General features: G+C 67.1%; 14 protein-coding genes. 12 read left to right on the forward strand and 2 right to left on the reverse strand.

Going from position 1 to position 16,361, the window contains the following annotated elements; genetic code table 11:
* Nucleotides 1-20: 20 nt before the first annotated feature.
* The 12 genes from uvrA to secG all read left to right on the forward strand — a co-directional run bounded on the left by uvrA (nt 21) and on the right by secG (nt 13,722).
* The gene (gene uvrA / locus ABD088_RS12515) at nt 21-2,918 is read left to right on the forward strand and encodes an excinuclease ABC subunit UvrA (protein ID WP_343902379.1); all 2,898 of its coding nucleotides are present in this window, start codon (nt 21-23) and stop codon (nt 2,916-2,918) included.
* Nucleotides 2,919-3,021: 103 nt separating this feature from the next.
* Nucleotides 3,022-3,729 (forward strand): HAD hydrolase-like protein, encoded by a 708-nt coding sequence (locus ABD088_RS12520; protein ID WP_343902380.1) that lies wholly within the window; start codon nt 3,022-3,024, stop codon nt 3,727-3,729.
* A complete protein-coding gene (locus ABD088_RS12525; protein ID WP_343902261.1) occupies nt 3,730-4,398 on the forward strand; it encodes a lysophospholipid acyltransferase family protein in 669 nt (222 codons plus the stop codon).
* Nucleotides 4,399-4,407: 9 nt separating this feature from the next.
* Nucleotides 4,408-6,396: an excinuclease ABC subunit UvrC gene (gene uvrC / locus ABD088_RS12530; protein ID WP_343902262.1), complete on the forward strand. Its 1,989-nt coding sequence runs from the start codon at nt 4,408-4,410 to the stop codon at nt 6,394-6,396.
* A gap of 37 nt (nt 6,397-6,433) precedes the next feature.
* Nucleotides 6,434-7,327, forward strand: coding sequence for an RNase adapter RapZ (rapZ, locus tag ABD088_RS12535; RefSeq protein WP_343902263.1), 894 nt, complete (start codon nt 6,434-6,436; stop codon nt 7,325-7,327).
* Nucleotides 7,328-7,332: 5 nt separating this feature from the next.
* The gene (locus tag ABD088_RS12540; protein ID WP_372710473.1) at nt 7,333-8,394 is read left to right on the forward strand and encodes a gluconeogenesis factor YvcK family protein; all 1,062 of its coding nucleotides are present in this window, start codon (nt 7,333-7,335) and stop codon (nt 8,392-8,394) included.
* Nucleotides 8,385-9,365, forward strand: coding sequence for a DNA-binding protein WhiA (gene whiA, locus ABD088_RS12545; protein WP_343902264.1), 981 nt, complete (start codon nt 8,385-8,387; stop codon nt 9,363-9,365). Before ABD088_RS12540 ends, whiA begins: the two co-directional genes overlap by 10 nt.
* Nucleotides 9,366-9,457: 92 nt before the next feature.
* Complete coding sequence (locus tag ABD088_RS12550; RefSeq protein WP_343902265.1) at nt 9,458-10,087, forward strand: superoxide dismutase; 630 nt, start codon at nt 9,458-9,460, stop codon at nt 10,085-10,087.
* Nucleotides 10,088-10,348: 261 nt separating this feature from the next.
* A complete protein-coding gene (gene gap, locus ABD088_RS12555) occupies nt 10,349-11,359 on the forward strand; it encodes a type I glyceraldehyde-3-phosphate dehydrogenase (RefSeq protein ID WP_343902266.1) in 1,011 nt (336 codons plus the stop codon).
* A gap of 26 nt (nt 11,360-11,385) precedes the next feature.
* Nucleotides 11,386-12,615, forward strand: a complete 1,230-nt coding sequence (locus ABD088_RS12560) for a phosphoglycerate kinase (protein WP_343902267.1) — start codon at nt 11,386-11,388, stop codon at nt 12,613-12,615.
* Between the two features lie 6 nt (nt 12,616-12,621).
* Nucleotides 12,622-13,437, forward strand: a complete 816-nt coding sequence (tpiA, locus tag ABD088_RS12565) for a triose-phosphate isomerase (RefSeq protein WP_343902268.1) — start codon at nt 12,622-12,624, stop codon at nt 13,435-13,437.
* 33 nt (nt 13,438-13,470) lie between these two features.
* The gene (gene secG, locus ABD088_RS12570) at nt 13,471-13,722 is read left to right on the forward strand and encodes a preprotein translocase subunit SecG (RefSeq protein WP_343902269.1); all 252 of its coding nucleotides are present in this window, start codon (nt 13,471-13,473) and stop codon (nt 13,720-13,722) included.
* Nucleotides 13,723-13,803: 81 nt separating this feature from the next.
* Here the strand turns inward: secG and ABD088_RS12575 are convergent, their stop codons facing one another.
* On the reverse strand, nt 13,804-14,745 hold the full coding sequence (locus tag ABD088_RS12575; protein WP_343902270.1) for a glucose-6-phosphate dehydrogenase assembly protein OpcA: 942 nt from the start codon (nt 14,743-14,745) through the stop codon (nt 13,804-13,806).
* A complete protein-coding gene (zwf, locus tag ABD088_RS12580) occupies nt 14,742-16,349 on the reverse strand; it encodes a glucose-6-phosphate dehydrogenase (protein WP_343902271.1) in 1,608 nt (535 codons plus the stop codon). Before zwf ends, ABD088_RS12575 begins: the two co-directional genes overlap by 4 nt.
* Nucleotides 16,350-16,361 lie beyond the last annotated feature (12 nt).

Below are 16,361 nucleotides of genomic sequence, written 5' to 3' on the forward strand. Positions count from 1 at the left end.
ACTACCATCAACACGTGGCTATTACCCCCAGCGCTCCAGAAGCAGATACCGACCCGTCGGCCGTGCGCGCCCACGACCAGTCCCGCCTTGTGGTGAAGGGGGCCCGCGAGCACAACCTGCGCAACGTGGACCTCGACCTGCCCCGCGATGCGATGATCGTCTTCACCGGCCTGTCCGGGTCGGGGAAGTCCTCGTTGGCGTTCGACACCATCTTCGCCGAGGGCCAGCGCCGGTACGTCGAATCGCTCTCCGCCTATGCCCGGCAGTTCCTGGGCCAGGTCGACAAGCCGGATGTCGATTTCATCGAGGGCCTCTCGCCAGCGGTGTCGATCGACCAGAAGTCGACGTCGAAGAACCCGCGCTCCACTGTCGGTACGATCACCGAGATCTACGACTACATGCGTTTGCTGTGGGCCCGCGTCGGCCGCCCCTATTGCCCGGTCTGCGGCGAGGCAGTGACCCGCCAGACGCCCCAGGCGATTGTCGACCAGCTGCTGGAGCTCGAGGACGGCACCCGCTTCCAGGTCCTCGCCCCGGTCGTCCGCGGACGTAAGGGCGAATTCGTCGACCTGTTCAAGGAACTGGCCGTCAAGGGCTACGCCCGTGCCCGGGTCGATGGGGAAACCATCCAGCTCAGCGATCCGCCCAAGCTCGGCAAGCAGTACAAGCACACCATCGAGGTCGTCATCGACCGCCTGGTCGCCAAGGACGGCATCCGCCAACGCCTCACGGACTCCATCGAAACCGCCCTCGGGCTGGCCGACGGCCGCGTGCTGGCCGACTTCGTGGATTTGCCGGCGGATGACGAGGCGCGGGTCCGTGCCTTCTCCGAGCACCTGGCCTGCCCGAATGAGCATCCGTTGGCCATCGACGAGATCGAACCACGCTCGTTCTCGTTCAACAACCCGTTCGGCGCCTGCCCCGCCTGCACCGGCATCGGCACGCGGCTCGAGGTCGACGAGGAACTCGTCGTCCCGGACCCCTCCAAGTCGCTGTCCGAAGGGGCCATCGCCCCCTGGTCCTTGGGCACCGCCACCACCGAGTACTGGAACCGGCTGCTGGCCGGGCTCGCCAAGGACCTGAAGTTCGATCTCGAGACCCCGTGGCGCAAGCTCACGGACAAGCAGCGCGAGGCGATCCTCAACGGCAAGGACCACAAGGTCGTCGTCCAATACCGCAACCGCTTCGGCCGTGAACGCAAGTACAGCACCGGCTTCGAAGGCGTCATCCAGTACATCCACCGCAAGCACGAGGAGACCGAGTCCGACCACGCGCGCGACCGGTACGAAGAGTACATGCGGCAGATCCCGTGCCCCGAGTGCAACGGTGCCCGTTTGAACCCCGCATCGCTGTCCGTGCTCATCAACGGCAAGTCCATTGCCGAGGTATCTGCCCTGCCCATGCGGGACTGCTCCGAGTTCCTCAACGGACTGGTCCTGACGGGCCGTGAGAAGCAGATCGCCCACCAGGTCCTCATCGAGATCCAGGCGCGACTTCGCTTCCTGCTCGACGTCGGCCTCGAGTACCTGAACCTGGAGCGCGCCGCGGGAACCCTGTCCGGCGGGGAGGCCCAGCGGATCCGCCTGGCGACCCAGATCGGTTCCGGACTCGTCGGAGTCCTGTACGTTCTGGACGAACCCTCCATCGGGCTGCACCAACGCGACAACCGGCGGCTCATCGAGACCCTCAACCGGTTGCGCGACCTGGGCAACACCCTGATCGTCGTCGAGCACGATGAGGACACCATCCACCAGGCAGACTGGATCGTGGACATCGGCCCCGGCGCCGGCGAGCACGGCGGTTCCGTGGTGCACTCCGGTTCCCTGGAGGGGCTGCTGGCCAACACCGAATCGCTGACCGGCGACTACCTCTCGGGCCGGAAGAAGATCGAACTGCCCGCCAAGCGGCGCAAGGTGGACCGCAAGCGCCAGGTCACCGTGGTCGGCGCCCGCGAGAACAACCTGGAGGACCTGACGGTGAAGTTCCCGTTGGGCGTCTTCACCGCGGTCACCGGTGTCAGCGGCTCGGGCAAATCCACCCTGGTCAACGACATCCTCTACAAGGTGATGGCCAACAAGCTCAACGGAGCCAAGCAGGTGGCGGGACGCCACACCCGGGTCGAGGGCCTGGACCAGCTCGACAAGGTGGTCCATGTGGACCAGAGCCCGATTGGACGCACCCCGCGCTCGAACCCGGCCACCTACACCGGCGTCTTCGACCATGTGCGCAAGCTCTTTGCCGAAACAAATGAGGCCAAGGTCCGCGGCTACCTGCAGGGCAGGTTCTCCTTCAACGTCAAGGGCGGCCGGTGCGAAGCCTGCTCCGGCGACGGCACGCTGAAGATCGAGATGAACTTCCTGCCGGACGTCTACGTGCCCTGCGAGGTCTGCCACGGCGCGCGGTACAACCGCGAAACCCTCGAGGTCCACTACAAGGGCAAGAGCATCTCCGACGTGCTGAACATGCCGATCGAGGAGGCCGCCGAGTTCTTCGCCGCGTTCACCCCGATCGCCCGGCACCTGAACACGCTGGTCGACGTCGGCCTGGGCTACGTCCGGCTCGGACAACCGGCCACGACGCTCTCCGGTGGCGAGGCGCAGCGCGTGAAGTTGGCCTCCGAGCTGCAAAAGCGCTCCAACGGGCGCAGCATCTACGTGCTCGACGAGCCCACCACGGGCCTGCACTTCGAGGACATCCGCAAGCTGTTGCTGGTCCTGCAGGGACTGGTGGACAAGGGCAACACGGTCATCACCATCGAACACAACCTCGATGTCATCAAGAGCGCCGACTGGCTGATCGACCTGGGCCCCGAGGGCGGCTCCGGCGGCGGACAGGTCATCGCCTCCGGAACCCCGGAGCAGGTCGCCAAGATCGAAGCCAGCCACACCGGCGGCTTCCTCGCCGAGGTGCTGGACTGACCATGTCGCGCTGATCGGGACGGCGGTCGTGACGCCACGGAGTATTCCGTGGCGGGCATGGCTGCCGTCCCGGCCCGGTGGTTCGTGCAACAATATTGCGGTGATGATTCCTGCCCGCGCCGTACTCCTGGACCTCGATGGCACCCTGGTCGACCCGGCAGGCGGCATCACCGGAGGCATCCTGCACGCCCTGCTGGCCAACGGCATTGCCCATCCCGGCGAGGAGCACCTGGCCTCGCTCGTGGGACCCCCACTGGCCAGCGGCCTGATGACCATTCCCGGCATGACCGAGGCACTGCTGCCGCAGGTCATCGCCGACTACCGCGAACAGTATGCCGCCCATGGCATGGCCGCCAGCCGCGTCTACCCGGGCATCGAGGACCTCCTCGCCACCCTGCGTGCCGACGGACGCATCCTGGCCGTCGCCACCTCCAAACCCGAGCCGTTGGCACGTCAGCTGCTGGCAGCCAAGGGACTCGACGGATACTTCGACACCATCCACGGTTCGGCACCCGACGAGGTCTCGGCACCCACTCGGACCAGCGGCAAACCACACATCGTCGCCGCCGCGCTGGAAGCCACCGGACAGGGCCCGGAAGCGACCATCATGGTGGGGGACCGGCTCCACGACATCGAGGGAGCGCGCGCCAACGGTCTGGCCGCCGTCGGCGTCTCCTGGGGCTTCGCCGCCGCCGGTGAGCTGGAAGCGGCAGGGGCTGTCGCCGTCGTGCACTCCGCGGACGAACTGGGCCGGCTGCTCGGTGCCGGCGAGACGGCAACCAACGAATCCCCGCGGGCTGGAACCGCATAGATGGGCCTGTTCGAAGGGGTCCGCGCCGGTTTCCGCGGAACGATCCACACGCTGTGCCGTCCCACCATCACCGGGTTGGAGAACGTCCCAACCGACGGGCCGTTCATCATTGCCTCGAACCACCTCTCGTTCCTGGACAGCATCATCATCCAGGCCATCTGCCCGCGCCCCGTCGCGTTCTTCGCGAAGGCCGAATACTTCACCACCCCCGGCCTCAAGGGCCGCGCGATGAAGGCCTTCTTCGAATCGGTCGGTTCCATCCCCGTCGAGCGCGGGGAGCAGGCCGCCAGCGTGGCCGCCCTCGACGCACTGGTCGACCTGCTGGAGGACGGCCAGGGGGTCGGGATCTACCCGGAGGGCACCCGGTCCCGCGATGGGCGGCTGTACCGTGGCCGGACCGGCGTGGGCTGGCTGGCGCTGTCCACCGGTGCGCCCGTGGTTCCGGTGGGGCTGGTCGGCACGGAGAAGCTGCAGCCGGCCGGCAGCAACCGGATCACCCCGCGCAAATTCACGCTCACCGTGGGGGAGCCGCTGCAGTTCGACCACGTCGGGCGCAAGCACCCGTTGCCGCAGCGCCGCCAGGCCACCGACGCCATCGTGGACGCCATCGCGGAGATCACCGGGCAGGAACGGTCCGGCAACTACAACCAGTCGCCGTCCGCGGAGTAGCGTTGGGGCATGGCCGATCCCACCACCTATCGCCCGCGGACCGGTGAAATACCCACCAGTCCCGGCGTCTACCGTTTCCGCGACCCACAGGCCCGCGTCATCTATGTCGGCAAGGCCAAGAACCTCCGCTCGCGGCTGAACTCCTACTTCGCCAACCCGGCCACGCTGGCCGCCAAGACCCACACGATGGTGCATACCGCAGCCAGCGTCGAATGGACCGTCGTCGGCAGCGAACTCGAGGCCCTGCAGCTCGAGTACACGTGGATCAAGGAATACGCCCCGCGGTTCAACATCATGTTCCGCGACGACAAGTCCTACCCCTACCTGGCGGTCACGCTGGGTGAGAAGTACCCCCGGGCCCAGGTCATGCGGGGGGACCGCCGCAAGGACGTGAAGTACTTCGGGCCGTTCTACCCGGCCAAGGCGATCCGCGAAACCCTGGACACGCTGCTGCGCGTCTTCCCCGTGCGGACGTGCAGCTCCGGGATCTTCCGCCGCGCCCAGCAGTCCGGACGCCCCTGCCTGCTCGGCTATATCGACAAGTGCTCCGCCCCGTGCGTGGGACGCATCACTCCCGAGGACCACCGCAAGCTCGCCGACGAACTCTGCCAGTTCATGGGAGGCGAGGGAACCCGGTTCATCCGCGACCTCGAGGGCCAGATGAAGGCCGCCGTCGCCGAACTCGACTACGAGCAGGCCGCCCGGCTGCGCGACGACATCGCCGCCCTGCGTCGCGTCTTCGAACGCAACGCCGTGGTGCTCTCGGAGGACACCGAAGCGGACATCTTCGCCGTCGCCGAGGACGACCTCGAGGCAGCGGTCCAGGTCTTCCACGTGCGCAACGGACGCATCCGCGGCCAACGCGGCTGGGTCGTGGAAAAAGTCGAGGAAACCAGCGGTCCGGAATTCATCGAGCACCTGCTGCAGCAGGTCTACGGGGAGAACTCCGGCGGAGACCGGATCCCGCGCGAGGTCCTGGTCCCCGTGGAGCCCGAAAACCCGGAGGAGCTGGGCATCTGGCTGCGCGGGTTGCGTGGGGCAGCGGTGAACCTGCGCGTGCCCCAACGCGGCGAAAAAGCCGCCCTCATGGGCACCGTGAAAGACAACGCCGAACAGTCGCTGCGCCTGCACAAGTCACGCCGTGCCGCCGACATCACCACGCGTAGCGCCGCCCTGCAGGAGCTGCAGGAGGCCCTGGGCCTGCCGGTGCCGCTGATGCGCATCGAGTGCTACGACATCTCCCACGTGCAGGGCACCAACGTGGTCGCCTCCATGGTGGTCGTCGAGGACGGGCTGCCCAAGAAGTCCGACTACCGCAAGTTCTCCATCACCGGTGAGGCAGCCCGGGATGACACGGCCTCGATGTATGACGTGATCACCCGCCGTTTCCGCCACTACCTCGACGACCAGGCGGCCATGGCCCCGGTCATCAGCGGCGAGATCAGCATCGATGAGACCGGGGAAAAGGCCCCGCCGCGCAAGTTCGCCTATCCGCCCTCGCTCGTCGTCGTCGACGGCGGGCCACCCCAGGTCGCCGCCGCCGTGCAGGCGCTGACCGACCTGGGCATCGACGATGTCTATGTCGCCGGGCTGGCCAAGCGGCTCGAGGAACTCTGGCTGCCCGAGGACCCGTTCCCGGTCGTGCTGCCGCGTGCCTCCCACGGGCTGTACCTGCTCCAGCGCATCCGCGACGAGGCCCACCGCTTTGCCATCACCTTCCATCGGCAGAAGCGCAGCGCCGCCATGACCACCTCGTTGCTGGATGATGTTCCCGGGCTCGGTCCGGCCAAGCGCCAGGCCGTCGTGAAGCATTTCGGATCGCTCAAGCGCATGCGGGCCGCCGGCATCGAGGACTTCCAGGAAGTCGCCGGAGTGGGCCCGCGGCTGGCCGCCCACCTGGTCGAGGCCCTCGCGGCCCCTGCCACCGCGGGTGGGGAGGGGAACGACGACGGGGCGGAACCTGCGGTGAACACCGCCACCGGCGAGCTGCTGGACTGAGGAGCGCCCCGGTCCCGATCCCGACTAGACTGAAATCATGAGTATCGAGCTGAGCACCGTCAAGCCCGAAGAGTCAGAAATGCTGGTCGTCACCGGCATGTCAGGAGCCGGTAGGACCACCGCCGCCCACGCCCTGGAGGACCAGGGCTGGTACGTCGTGGAGAACCTCCCGCCACAGCTGTTGGGCACCCTGACCGATCTGGTCGCCCGCAATCCCGGCTCGATTCCCAAGCTGGCCGTCGTGATGGACGTGCGCAGCCGGCAGCTGTTCGCCGAGTTGCAGGCCAACCTCGGCCAACTGCGGGCCGCGGGGATCAAGTACCGGGTGCTGTTCCTTGACGCCAGCGACGACCTGCTCATCCGGCGCTTCGAACAGGGCCGGCGACCGCACCCGTTGCAGGGTGACGGACGGATCTCCGACGGCATCGCCGCCGAACGCGAGGTCTTGCGCGATCTCAAGGAGAACGCCGAGATCGTCATCGACACCACCCCGTTGAACGTCCACGCCCTAGGCCGGTCGATCATCGAGCTCTTCTCCGATTCAGGCCCGGTGGTCCTGCGGCTGAACGTCATGAGTTTCGGCTTCAAATACGGTCTGCCCACCGACGCCAATTTCCTGGCCGACGTCCGCTTCATCCCCAATCCGCACTGGGTGCCGGCGTTGCGCCCGCACACCGGCAAGGAGGCGGTCGTCAGCGACTACGTGATGGAGGCGGAGGGGACCGTCGAATTCATCACCCACTACCTCGCGGCACTGGAGCCCGTCCTGGAGGGCTACCGCCGGGAGAACAAGCACTACGCCACCATTGCGATCGGCTGCACCGGCGGCAAGCACCGCTCGGTGGCGGTCGCCGAGGAGATGGCCCGCCGCCTGCGCCAGATCCCCAGCGTGACGGTCATGGTCAACCACCGCGATCTGGGTCGGGAGTAGCGCGCGTGACCTTCCTGACGGGCCAGATGCCCATGCTTCCCCCGCGACCCCAGGGGGACACGGCAACGACCACACGGGTCGCCGCACTCGGCGGCGGGCACGGGCTGTCCGCGTCCCTGTCGGCGCTGCGCCGGCTGACCAACGACATCACCGCCATCGTGACCGTCGCCGACGACGGCGGCTCCTCCGGGCAACTTCGGCGTGAGCTCGGCGTCCTGCCGCCGGGCGACTTGCGCATGGCCCTGGCCGCCCTCTGTGACGAATCCGATTGGGGGCGCACCTGGCGCGACGTCATGCAGCACCGCTTCAAGGCGGCCCCCGGCGTCGAGAGTTCGCTGGACAACCATGCGCTGGGCAACCTGCTCATCGTGACCCTCTGGGAACTGCTCGGGGATCCTGTTGCGGGGTTGCGCTGGGCCGGGGCCCTGTTGGGGGCCCGGGGATCCGTCCTGCCGATGAGCGCCGTCCCGCTGAACATCTCCGGCGAAGTGCTCACCACCTCCGAGAATGGCAACCTGGTCCGGCGCCGGATCGAGGGCCAAGCCGCGCTGGCGGCCGCCGGCCACGACACACTGGTCAACAATGTGACGCTCACCCCAGGCGATGCCTCCGCCTGCCCCGAGGCGCTCGACGCCATCGAACTGGCGGACTGGATCATCCTCGGCCCGGGCTCCTGGTACACCTCGGTGCTGCCGCATCTGCTGCTCCCCGAGGTGCGCGAGGCACTGCAGAACACCCCGGCACGCCGGTTGCTGACCATGAACCTGGCCATGGATACCGGGGAGACCGCTGGGCTGACCGCTGCGGGCCATCTGGACGTGATCGCCCGCTATGCCCCGGACCTGCGCATTGACGCGGTTCTGGCCGACCCCTCGTCGATCGATGACCGGGAAGCGTTCGTCGCGGCGGCCCGACGGCTGGGTGCCGAATGCTTTTTCGGTAAGGTGGCTAGTGGGCATGACCGCGCCGTCCACGAGCCCTTGCGGCTGGCGGCCGAGTATCAGGACGTCTTCGAGGCGTTCGCCCGTGATCCAATGCGAAGTGAGGAAGAGAAGCCATGGCACTGACAGCCTCGGTCAAGGACGAGCTGTCCCGGCTTGACGTCAAGAAGTCCTCTGTCCGCAAAGCCGAAGTGTCGGCGACCCTGCGCTTTGCCGGGGGTCTGCACATCATCTCGGGACGCATCGTCATCGAAGCGGAAGTCGATCTGGCTGCGACGGCGCGTCGGTTGCGCCAGGCCATCGCCGAGGTCTACGGCCACTCCGCCGAGATCATCGTTGTCTCCGGTGGGGGATTGCGCCGCGGCAGCCGCTACGTCGTCAGGGTGGTCCGTGAGGGCGAGTCGCTGGCCCGCCAAACCGGTCTGCTCGACGGCCGCGGGCGTCCCGTGCGCGGATTGCCCTCGGTGATCGTCAACGGCTCAGCCGGTGACGCGGAAGCCGTCTGGAGGGGCGCCTTCCTGGCCCACGGATCGCTGACAGAACCGGGCCGTTCCTCGGCCCTGGAGGTCACCTGCCCGGGTCCCGAGGCCGCCCTGGCACTGGTGGGCGCCGCACGTCGGCTGGACATCGTGGCCAAGGCCCGCGAAGTGCGCGGGGTGGACCGCGTCGTCATCCGCGACGGGGACTCCATCGCGGCCCTGCTGACCCGCATGGGCGCCCACGACACGCTGCTGGTCTGGGAAGAACGCCGGATGCGCAAGGAGGTCAGGGCCACGGCGAACCGCTTGGCGAACTTCGACGACGCCAACCTGCGCCGTTCCGCGCAGGCAGCCGTCGCGGCCGGCGCCCGGGTCGAGCGGGCCCTGGAGATCCTGGGCGACGATGTCCCGGACCACCTGCAGTACGCCGGACAGCTGCGGGTCGCCCACAAGCAGGCCAGCCTGGACGAACTGGGCCACCTCGCCGATCCGCCGATGACCAAGGACGCCATCGCCGGACGCATCCGCCGCCTGCTGGCCATGGCCGATCGACGGGCCATCGAGTTGGGAATACCCGGCACCGAGGCCAGCGTTACAGCAGATATGCTCGACGGCTGATTCAGCCGCTGGATTTCCGCGCCTTCGGGCCGGAATGCATTACCCACCAGCACGTCCGGACCCACGGAGGTGCATGACGAATGGAGGAGAACATGGTCAAGTACGAACTTCCCGAACTGCAGTATGACTACGCCGCACTGGAGCCGCACATTTCCGCGCGCATCATGGAGCTGCACCACAGCAAGCACCACAATGCCTACGTGACCGGCGCCAACACCGCGCTGGAAAAGATGGCTGAGGCACGCGACAAGGGCGATGCCGCCGGCGCCGCCAAGCTGTCCAAGGACCTGCAGTTCAACCTGGGTGGCCACGTCAACCACTCCATTTTCTGGAACAACCTCTCACCGGAGGGTGGCGACAAGCCCGAGGGCGAGCTGGCCGCTGCCATCGACGACGCCTTCGGCTCGTTCGATGCGTTCCGCGACCACTTCACCGCGGCCGCCACCACCATCCAGGGTTCGGGCTGGGCCATCCTGGCCTACGAGCCCATCGGTGGGAACATCGTCATCGAGCAGATGTACGACCAGCAGAATGGTGCCCCCGTGGCAACCACCCCGCTGCTCATGCTGGACATGTGGGAGCACGCCTTCTACCTGGACTACCAGAACGTGAAGGCCGACTACGTCAAGGCCTTCTGGAACATCGTGAACTGGGCCGACGTTTCGGCTCGTTTCACCGCGGCACGTTCCGGGGCCAAGGCCCTGATCGTTCCCGGCAAGTAGCAGCAACGGCCCGGGTCCGAGTGACCCGGGCCCTGGGCAAGTAATATTGCTCACACATCCGGCGCCGAGTGGCGTAGGATGTGGACAACGGTTCCCGCAGGCCCCGCATCCGGTTTTCCCCGGATCGGGAGCCCGCGGGACCGGCCGGCCCACCGGCCATCGACACAACGGGGTGTCTCATCACCAGCAATGCCACCCCGCGTCATCAACTCCTTATCCGGAGCACGGTGGTGGCTACCACCCGGCAAGGAGAATATTCACGTGACTACCCGTGTTGGCATCAATGGTTTCGGGCGCATCGGCCGCAACTACCTGCGCGCCGCGCTCATGAACCAGGCAGACCTCGAGATCGTCGCCATCAACGATCTGGCAGACATCGAGAGCCTGGCCATGCTGCTGAAGTATGACTCAGTCCTCGGCCGTCTGGCCGAAGACGTCTCCGTCGACGGGGACTCCCTCGTGGTCGGCGGACGCAAGATCCGCGTCCTCTCCGAAAAGGATCCCGCCCAACTGGGTTGGGGCGAGCTCGGCGTCGACGTGGCCATCGAATCCACCGGCATCTTCACGAAGGCCGAGGGCGCCAAGAAGCACCTCGAAGCCGGCGCCAAGAAGGTCATCATCTCGGCCCCCGCCAAGGGCGAGGACATCACCATCGTCATGGGTGTCAACGACGGCCAGTACGATCCGGAGAACCACCACATCATCTCCAACGCCTCGTGCACCACCAACTGCCTCGGCCCCGTGGCCAAGGTACTCAACGACCAGTTCGGCATCGTCGACGGCCTGATGACCACCATCCACGCCTACACCGCCGACCAGAACCTGCAGGATGGCCCGCACCGCGACCCCCGTCGTGCCCGTGCAGCCGCCCTGAACATGGTTCCCACGTCCACTGGCGCTGCAGCAGCCATCGGATCGGTGCTCCCCGAACTCAAGGGCAAGCTCGACGGCTACGCCATGCGCGTCCCGGTCCCGACCGGCTCCGCGACGGACCTCACCGTCACCCTGGCTCGCGAGGCGTCCGTTGACGAGGTCAACGAGGCCTTCCGCAAGGCCTCGGAGGAGGGCCCGCTGGCTCCCTACCTGAGCTACAACGAGGATCCGATCGTCTCCAGCGACATCGTCACGGACCCGCACTCGGCGATCTTCGACGCTCCAATGACCAAGGTCATCGGCAGCACCGTGAAGGTCGTTGCCTGGTACGACAACGAATACGGCTACTCCAGCCGGCTGGTCGACCTGACGGAATACGTCGGCTCGAAGCTGGCGTAGCGGCAGCGATCCGATAGCCTGAAGCCATGACTTCCCACACTCTCGACGATCTGCTCGCCGATGGTGTCCGCGGGCGGCACGTTCTGGTCCGAAGCGACCTGAACGTGCCGCTCGACGGTTCCACCGTCACCGACGATGGGCGCGTCCGCGCGTCCCTTCCCGTTTTGTCCAAATTGTCCGACGCCGGTGCCCGGGTCATCGTGATGGCCCACCTGGGTCGCCCGAAGGGCGCCCCGGAACCGAAGTACTCCATCCGGCCGGCAGCCGACCGACTCTCCGAGCTGGCCGACTTCGATGTCACGGTCGCGGAGGACGTGGTGGGCGAGAGTGCCAGGAAGCTGGCTTCGGACCTGTCCGATGGCCAGGTCCTCATCCTGGAAAACGTGCGTTTCGACGCTCGTGAAACCAGCAAGGACGACGCCGAGCGCGCAGCATTTGCCGCCGAGCTCGCTGCCCTGACCGGGGACAACGGAGCCTACGTCGATGATGCCTTCGGCGCGGTGCATCGCAAGCATGCCTCCGTGGTCGACATTGCCCACGTGCTGCCCGCCTACCAGGGCGACCTGGTCCGCACCGAGGTCGAGGTGCTCCACCAGCTCACCGAGGCACCCAAGCGGCCCTACGTGGTCGTCCTCGGAGGCTCCAAGGTCTCCGACAAGCTGGCGGTCATCGACAACCTGCTCGGTCGCGCCGACCACCTGCTCATCGGCGGCGGCATGGCCTTCACCTTCCTCAAGGCCATGGGCCATGAGGTGGGCAAGTCGTTGCTCGAGGCCGACCAGCTCGACACAGTGCGCGGCTACCTGCAGCGGGCCAAGGAAGTCGGCTGTGACATCATCGTCCCCACCGACGTCGTGGTTGCCTCGAAGTTTGGGGAGGATGCAGAGTACGAGGTCCTCCCGGCCGACGGGATCGAGTCCGGGCGCTTCGGCGATACCGGTCTCGGCCTGGACATCGGACCCGCCTCCGGCGAAGCCTTCGCCAGCTACATCCGCTCGGCCAACACGGTCTTCTGGAACGGCCCCATGGGCGTCTTCGAGATCGAGGCCTTCGCCGGCGGAACCCGCGCCGTGGCCCAGGCCCTCGCGGACTCGGAGGCCTTCAGCGTCGTGGGCGGTGGCGACTCCGCCGCCGCCGTGCGCACGCTCGGCTTCGACGAGGACGACTTCGGACACATCTCCACCGGAGGCGGAGCCAGCCTCGAATACCTGGAGGGCAAGGAATTGCCCGGCCTCACAGCGCTCGAAGGGAAGTAGCCCCAGATGACCACCTCCACGAACGGGCAATTTGTCCGCAAGCCGATCATCGCCGGCAACTGGAAGATGAACATGGACCACGTCCAGGGCATCACGCTGCTGCAGAAGCTGGCGTGGACGCTCGAGGATGCCAAGCACGATTTCGACCGGGTCGAGGTGGCAGTGTTCCCGCCCTTCACCGACCTGCGCGGTGTCCAGACGCTGGTCGCCGGCGATGACCTGCCCGTGGTGTACGGCGGACAGGACCTCTCACCCGCGGACTCCGGAGCCTACACCGGCGATATCTCCGGCGCGTTCCTGGCCAAGCTGGGCGCCCGTTATGCCCTGGTCGGCCACAGCGAACGCCGCAGCATCCACGCCGAATCCGATGAGCTGCTCTCCCGCAAGGTTGCTGCAGCCTACCGCCACGGCCTGGTGCCGGTGCTCTGCGTCGGGGAGGGTCTGGAGGTCCGCCAGGCGGGCCAGCATGTCGAGCACACGCTCGAGCAGTTGCGCGGATCCCTGGCGGGGCTGGGAAGCGAACAGGCTGCCAGCCTGGTCGTTGCCTACGAACCCGTCTGGGCCATCGGCACCGGTGAAGTCGCCGGTCCGCAGGACGCCCAGGAGATGGCGGCAGCACTGCGTGCCGAACTGGAAAAGCTGTATGACGCCGAGACCGCTGCCGGGATCCGGCTGCTTTATGGCGGCTCGGTGAAGGCCGCCAATGCGGCGTCGATCCTGCGCGGATCCGACGTCGATGGCCTTCTCGTCGGGGGTGCAAGCCTGGACGCCGCGGAATTTGCTAACATTGTCAGGTTCGAGCATCATCTGGTGACGGACTAACCGGCCCCGGCCGTAGTCGACCGAAAGGTAGTAGTGGAAGCACTCAAGATTGTCCTGCAGGTGCTGTTGGGACTTGTCAGCCTCCTGCTGACCCTGCTCATCCTGCTGCACAAGGGACGCGGCGGCGGCATGTCCGACATGTTCGGCGGTGGCATGACCACCAGCCTGGGATCCTCCGGCGTCGCGGAACGCAACCTCAACCGCATCACGATCGTCCTGGGTCTGACTTGGGGCGCTGTCATCGTGGCCCTGGGCGTCATCATGCGATTCAGCGCCGAGTCCTAGGACCTCCAGCACCACCTGCCACACCGATGGAAAAGCGAGGCGGCCCCCTGCGGGGGCCGCCTCGCTTCGTCGTGCGCGGGATCAGCGTTCGCTGGCGGTGACGCTGCGCAGATTCGTCTGGGCGAGCCCTTCGCGCAGGACCTCACCGAGGACCTCATCCGGATCCAACCGGCGCAGCTCCTCCGCCAGGCACGAGGACGTGTTGCGGCGGGGGAGGGAAACCCGCTGCACGGGTTGGCCCGGCTGATAGAGCTCGGCAACGTCATCGTGGGGACGGGTCAACACCACGTCGCCGTCGGCCCGGGAGAACCGCACGCTGCGTACACCCGTTCCGCGCACCGAAGCCGCGATGGTCACCGGGATGTCCAGCCGCAGGGTCAGCCAGGCGGCGAGCAGGACGACACTGGGATTGGACGCCGCACCCTTGACGGTGGCTGCCGTCAAACGACCGGGGTCGAGCTGGTCCAACACCGCTGCGAGTTGCGCCCGCCAGAGCGTCAACCGCGTCCACGCCAGATCGGTGTCCCCTGCGGCATAGCTCCGGGCCAACGCGAACAGTGCCTTTTGTGGTTCGTCGGCGGTGCTGCTGTCGGTGATGCGCCGATGCGCAATCCTCCCGATGGCCGTTTCCGACGCGCTGCGGGGCATCCCATGGGGCCACCAGGCAACGATCGGTGCATCGGGCAGCAACAGGGCGTTGACCAGCGATTCATTGGCCGTGGCCAGTTCACCGGAGGCATGCAGCACGATGACCTCGGAGGCACCGGCGTCGCCCCCGACACGGATCTGGGCGTCGAGCCCGGTCGGGGAGGAGGGGTTTCCCTCGACCACGACGACAATGCGGCAGGGGTGCTCCCGGCTGGCAAGGTTCGCCGCGGCGATGGCCTCCTCCTCGAACCCGGACTGGGTGACCACCACCAGGGTCAGGACCCGGCTGAGCGCCACCACCCCTCCGGTCTCGCGCAGGTTCATGACCTTCTTCGCCACCTTGGAGGTGGTTGTATTCGGCAGGTCGACGATCATGGCCGACGCCACGTCCTTCCGTCTCGGGCCAGGAGCTCGTCGGCCGAGGCCGGCCCCCAGCTTCCGGGTGCATAGGGTTCTGGCTGCTCATCCAGGCTGGCCCAGTACTCCTCGAACGGGTCGAGGATCTGCCAGGACAGCTCCACCTCCTGGTGGCGGGGGAACAGTGGAGGCTCGCCCAACAGGACATCGAGGATCAGCCGCTCGTAGGCTTCCGGGCTCGACTCAGTGAAGGAGTGCCCGTAGCCGAAGTCCATCGTGACGTCGCGGACCTCCATCTGTGTGCCCGGGACCTTGGAACCAAAGCGGATGGTCGCTCCTTCGTCCGGCTGCACGCGGATGACCACGGCGTTCTGGCCGAACTCCTCGGAGGAATTGTCGCGGAAGAGCAGGTTGGGTGCCCGCTTGAACACCACGGCGATCTCCGTGACCCGTCGCCCCAGGCGTTTGCCGGCACGCAGGTAGAACGGCACGCCCGACCAGCGCCGGGTGTTGATGTCGACCCGGATGGCCGCAAAGGTCTCGGTGCGCGAGGCGGGGTTGAACCCTTCCTCGTCGAGGAACCCGGTGACCTCCTCGCCGCCCTGCCATCCTCCGGTGTACTGGCCGCGGGCCGAATGCCGGGACAGGTCCTCGGGCAGCTTGACAGCTGCGAGCACCTTTTCCTTCTCCGCCCGCAGGTGGTCGGCGTTGAAGGAGATGGGCTCCTCCATGGCCGTCAGCGCGAGCAGCTGGAGCAGATGGTTCTGGATCACGTCGCGTGCGGCACCGACACCGTCGTAGTAGCCGGCCCGGCCGCCAATGCCGATGTCCTCGGCCATGGTGATCTGGACGTGGTCCACGTAGTTGGCGTTCCACAGTGGTTCGAAGAGCTGGTTGGCAAAGCGCAGCGCCAACAGGTTCTGGACCGTCTCCTTGCCGAGGTAGTGGTCGATCCTGAAGACGGCGTCGGGGGGGAACACCGATTCGACGATGGCGTTCAGTTCCCGGGCGGAGGTCAGATCGTGGCCGAAGGGCTTCTCGATGACCACCCGGCGCCAAGGCAGGGAGTCCGGGGTGTCGCCGTCGTGCACCGGTGTGGACCCTGGCTGGGCGCCGGCGTCCTCGTGGGTGCGGATCTGCTCCGGCTGGGCCAGGCCATGGCGGGAGAGCTGCTCACAGACCTGCTCGAAGGAATTCGGGGGGATCGAGAGGTAGAAGACATGGTTTCCGCGGGTGCCCCGGGAGCCCTCGAGCTCCTCGAGGGTTTTGCCGAGTCGCTCGTAGGCATCCTCGTCGGAGAACCCGCCGGTGACGAACCGGAATCCGGTGGACAGCTGGGCCCAGACGGTTTCGTTGAACGGTGTGCGGGCGTTGGCCTGCACCCACTCGCGGGCCTGGGCGACGAACTCGTCGGCCGACCACTCGCGACGGCCGAAGCCGACCACGGCAAAGCTTGGCGGCAGCAGGCCTCGGTTGGCGAGGTCGTAGACGGCGGGGATGAGCTTCTTGCGGGCCAGGTCGCCGGTCACGCCGAAGAACACCAGGGCCGATGGCCCGGCGATACGGTTCAGGCGGCGGTCCCTGCGGTCGCGCAGGGGATTGTGCGCGGCGGTGTCTGCCATGGGGTACTTTCT

It is taken from the genome of Arthrobacter rhombi (assembly GCF_039526245.1).
Taxonomy (GTDB): Bacteria; Actinomycetota; Actinomycetes; order Actinomycetales; family Micrococcaceae; genus Arthrobacter_H; species Arthrobacter_H rhombi.

Excerpts from the sequence above, each read along its gene's own strand:
- ABD088_RS12575 (WP_343902270.1), bottom strand. The coding sequence starts at position 14,745 with ATGATCGTCGACCTGCCGAATACAACCACCTCCAAGGTGGCGAAGAAG.
- ABD088_RS12560 (WP_343902267.1), top strand. The coding sequence starts at position 11,386 with ATGACTTCCCACACTCTCGACGATCTGCTCGCCGATGGTGTCCGCGGG.
- tpiA (WP_343902268.1), top strand. The coding sequence starts at position 12,622 with ATGACCACCTCCACGAACGGGCAATTTGTCCGCAAGCCGATCATCGCC.
- ABD088_RS12550 (WP_343902265.1), top strand. The coding sequence starts at position 9,458 with ATGGTCAAGTACGAACTTCCCGAACTGCAGTATGACTACGCCGCACTG.
- whiA (WP_343902264.1), top strand. The coding sequence starts at position 8,385 with ATGGCACTGACAGCCTCGGTCAAGGACGAGCTGTCCCGGCTTGACGTC.
- ABD088_RS12525 (WP_343902261.1), top strand. The coding sequence starts at position 3,730 with ATGGGCCTGTTCGAAGGGGTCCGCGCCGGTTTCCGCGGAACGATCCAC.
- ABD088_RS12520 (WP_343902380.1), top strand. The coding sequence starts at position 3,022 with ATGATTCCTGCCCGCGCCGTACTCCTGGACCTCGATGGCACCCTGGTC.
- uvrC (WP_343902262.1), top strand. The coding sequence starts at position 4,408 with ATGGCCGATCCCACCACCTATCGCCCGCGGACCGGTGAAATACCCACC.
- rapZ (WP_343902263.1), top strand. The coding sequence starts at position 6,434 with ATGAGTATCGAGCTGAGCACCGTCAAGCCCGAAGAGTCAGAAATGCTG.
- zwf (WP_343902271.1), bottom strand. The coding sequence starts at position 16,349 with ATGGCAGACACCGCCGCGCACAATCCCCTGCGCGACCGCAGGGACCGC.